Annotated in this window: 2 protein-coding genes and 2 pseudogenes; 1 reads left to right on the forward strand and 3 read right to left on the reverse strand. The window is 61.0% G+C overall.

What is annotated here, in order from left to right; translation table 11 throughout:
• Positions 1-260, reverse strand: a pseudogene (locus ACFC3J_RS22520) (hypothetical protein); the annotation flags it as partial.
• 131 nt (positions 261-391) lie between these two features.
• Between ACFC3J_RS22520 and ACFC3J_RS22525 the strand changes: the two are divergent.
• Complete coding sequence (locus tag ACFC3J_RS22525) at positions 392-1606, forward strand: aromatic ring-hydroxylating dioxygenase subunit alpha (protein ID WP_375198153.1); 1215 nt, start codon at positions 392-394, stop codon at positions 1604-1606.
• An 81-nt stretch (positions 1607-1687) separates the two neighbouring features.
• Here ACFC3J_RS22525 and ACFC3J_RS22530 read toward each other — a convergent pair whose 3' ends face one another.
• Positions 1688-2836: a phosphotransferase gene (locus ACFC3J_RS22530; RefSeq protein WP_102999824.1), complete on the reverse strand. Its 1149-nt coding sequence runs from the start codon at positions 2834-2836 to the stop codon at positions 1688-1690.
• Positions 2837-2986: 150 nt separating this feature from the next.
• A pseudogene (locus ACFC3J_RS22535) lies at positions 2987-3540 on the reverse strand (epoxide hydrolase); the annotation flags it as partial.

Raw genomic sequence — 3540 nt, forward strand, 5'->3', positions numbered from 1 at the left:
GCCATGATCTCATCGACCGCCCGGGTCAGCTTGAGCACCAGGCGGTTGGGCAGGTCAGGGGGTGTGTCATCGGTATAATCGACCTCGATCGACACGCGCCCGGCGGTCGACACCATCTGCTCGCCATAGGTCTTGGCATCGATGATGCGCAGGCCGACGGCGGTTGCGCCCGCTACGGTCGTGGCCAGCAGCTGGTTGATATAATCGACGGTGATCCCGTCCGTGGATGTGGGATGTTTCAAGGCCATAAGGATACTCATCGGAACAGAGGGCGGTTCAGCTTGCCGAGGGCGTGACAACAGCGACCCTATCCAATTGCAGGTTCCTTGATCGACGACGTGGCCAGTCTGACCGAAACGGAGCCTGCGGGCTTTTGGTACAGGAGAGAGCTATGCGTGAAGCTGCGTTGGAACTGCTCAACCGGACGATGGACGAGCAGTTGAAGCGATCCGAGCATCCCAGCGATTTTCCGGCCCTTCCCCCGATTCCCGCCGGCCGGTACACCGACCCGCGTTTCGAGGCGCTGGAAAAAGACGGGCTTTGGAATCGGACCTGGCTGCTGGCCGGCATTGCGTCCGACCTGCCGGAGCCGGGTTCCTATCGTCTGTTCCAGCATCTGGACCGCTCGGTCATTCTCTCGCACGGCAAGGATGGCCGGATACGGGCGTTCCATAATGCCTGCCGTCACCGGGGGGCGCCGCTTCTGCTCGAACCGCAGGGGCGGGCCATGCGCTTTATCTGCCCCTATCATGCCTGGGGTTACGATCTGGAAGGAACACTCAAATCGGTGCCAAGCCAGCATGATTTCGCCTGTCTCAACAAGGCGGAGAACGGCCTGATCGAAGTGCGATGCGACACCTATCGCGGTTTCATCTTCATCAATTTCGATGATGACGCGGAACCGTTACAGGAGTTTCTGGGTGAATTCGTCGCGCTGACCGAAGGATATCCGCTGGATCGAATGGTGGTGAAGGATCATTTCTTCATCGAAATGGCGTGCAACTGGAAAATCGCCTATCATAATTTCCTTGAGATCTATCACGTCAATACGGTTCATCCTAAAACACTGGCACCGCATCTGGATTCCCGCAGTTTCGTGATTGCCCTCTATGAAGGCGGTCATATGCGGTTCGGCACGCGCAAAAAGGGCGGGGAGTCGCTGTTCAAGACCCCGCCGATCAAACCGGACGACATCGCGCCGGTTTTTCTGGAAAATACGGTTGCGCTGCCGACCTTCCCCAACACGTTTTTCTCGCTCGATCCGGTGGGGTTCAACCTGCAATGCTTCTGGCCGGTGGGTTCCGATCGGTCGATCATGGAAGTGCGTCAGATGGGGTGGGCAACCGAGAGTGAGGATGACAGGCTTTATTGGCAGGGCATGCGCGAGGCGACCGAACATATCCTGTCCGAAGATCTGTGCCTGTTCGAAAATATCCAGCAATCGCTGAGGAACGGGACGATCCCGTCAATCTGGGCGGGCTATCAGGAGCGCGCGCTTTACTGGTTCGAGGAAGAAATCGATCGGCGCATCGGGCCGGACCGGGTGCCCGCCGACTTGCGTGTCCAGCCGCGCATCGCGTCCTTCATGGCGCCGCGCAGCGCATGATCGCGCCGGTCGAGGCGGGGCGGCGGCGTTAGAATCGATGGCCCCCAGCCGCGGCCCGTGCGCGGCAGGGGGCCATGACCGTCATTCGCCCAGCAGTTTCCAGCTGCCCAGATCCTCGCCCGCGGCGAAGAACCGCTCGTTCATCGGCAGGCCGTTCTGGCCCCAATGGTCCATGTTCGCCACCCAAGCCTGAATACCGTACATCACCCAGCGCGGTACCTGTTCATTCCAGATGGTGTCGAGATCGATGACGTTGGTCGCGCCTTCCCTGATCAGGCAGTCGCGATAATGGGCGATCAGGTCGCGATGATTTTGGCGGCGCTCCTCGATCGTCAGCGATCCGACGGTGAAATAGGTGAGGTCGCGCCATGGCCGCCCGCGCCGGCCCAATTGCCAGTCGACCCACATGCGCTCGCCATTGGGCAGGATATAGGTGTTGCCCTGATGGCAGTCGCCCAGGATGATGCAATAGGGGGCATCGAAGGCGCGTTCGAATTCCACCAGCCGGTCATAGGCGCGCTCGACCCGGCGTGCGTCGTCCAGATAATGTCTGGGCGCGATGGCGCGGAAATTGGGGTCTTTCAGATTCTCGCCGATCCAGTGCCACATGATGCGAACCTGATTATAATCGACCGGAACCGCCATGGATGTCGGCAGCCAGGGCGCCGCTTGAGGGGTGATCAATGGGCTGTCCCACAGACCCGCATGCAGTTTTGCTAGATCCGCCAGCGCGGTCGCGACCCCTTCGACACCGGCATGCTGGGTCGAATGGCCGAACTTCCCGCCCCGATCGGTGAGATCCTCCAGCACGATGACGCCCTGCGCCGACCCGTCGTCATCCCAGTCGGCATAATAGCAGCTGGCCGTGTTGGCGGTGAGTTTGTCCGTCAGGAAATGATAGAAGCGCGCTTCAAGCGCATGGATGTCGACATCATCGAACATGCCCGACCAGTTCGACTTGATGCACAGATTGCGCGGCAATCCGGCGGCCTGCCCGGCCTCGTTCCAGTCCACGGCAACGCGCAATTTCGTGGTGTGGCTGTCGAACAGTTGCACGACCTCCATCGATTGCGCGACGACTCCCGGATATTTGTTGGCCAGCAACGATCCCAGCCACGCGGCGTCCGGCGTGAACCGGCCGCGGGGCAGGGCGGCGGCGCGGGCGGGATAGGGACGGGGGACAAGATGCCGGTCGATGACGGCAACGGGGGCGACGGCAGGCTCGCTCATGCAATGTCCTCTCTCTTGGGGACCGTGCCGCAGCTCTGCATCGATGCAGTCATCCGGCATGATCCTGGTGCAGAGGCGATTTTGGTCGCCCGAACGGAAATCGAGCCTGCCGGGCGGTAGGTCGATTGGAGCCGCCGTTGCGTGGGGGCGTCAGCCTTGCATCGCGCCGAAACAGGTCCGCAATTCTTCGACGAAAAGCGCCGGCTGCTCGAAGGCCGCGAAATGGCCGCCGGCATCCAGTTCGTTCCAGTGAATCAGACGCGGGTAGCTGCGTTCCGCCCAGCGACGCGATGGACGGAAGATTTCCTGCGCAAAGATGCTCACGCCCACCGGAAGGTCCAGTTTTCGGGCCTGAAACGCACTGGCGCTTTCCCAATAAAGCCGCGCCGATGAGGCGCCGCTGTTGGTGAACCAGTAGAGGCTGATCACGTCCAGCATTTCGTCCTGCGTCAGGGCATCCTCCGGCACACCCTGATTGTCGGTCCACGCCTGGAACTTCTCGTAGATCCAGGCGGCCTGCGCGACGGGTGAATCGGCAAGGCCATAGCCGATCGTCTGCGGGCGGGTGCCCTGCAATTTGGCGTAGCCGGAATCATGATCCTGATAATATTGCATCCGCTCGACCGTTTTGGCCTCGGCGGGGGTCAGATCAGCAAAGTCGCTTTCCACCGGAAAGACGAGCGGCATGTTGAGATGGACGCCGA

This window comes from Sphingobium sp., from assembly GCF_041987595.1.
GTDB lineage: Bacteria > Pseudomonadota > Alphaproteobacteria > Sphingomonadales > Sphingomonadaceae > Sphingobium.

Excerpts from the sequence above, each read along its gene's own strand:
- ACFC3J_RS22525 (WP_375198153.1), top strand. The coding sequence starts at position 392 with ATGCGTGAAGCTGCGTTGGAACTGCTCAACCGGACGATGGACGAGCAG.
- ACFC3J_RS22530 (WP_102999824.1), bottom strand. The coding sequence starts at position 2,836 with ATGAGCGAGCCTGCCGTCGCCCCCGTTGCCGTCATCGACCGGCATCTT.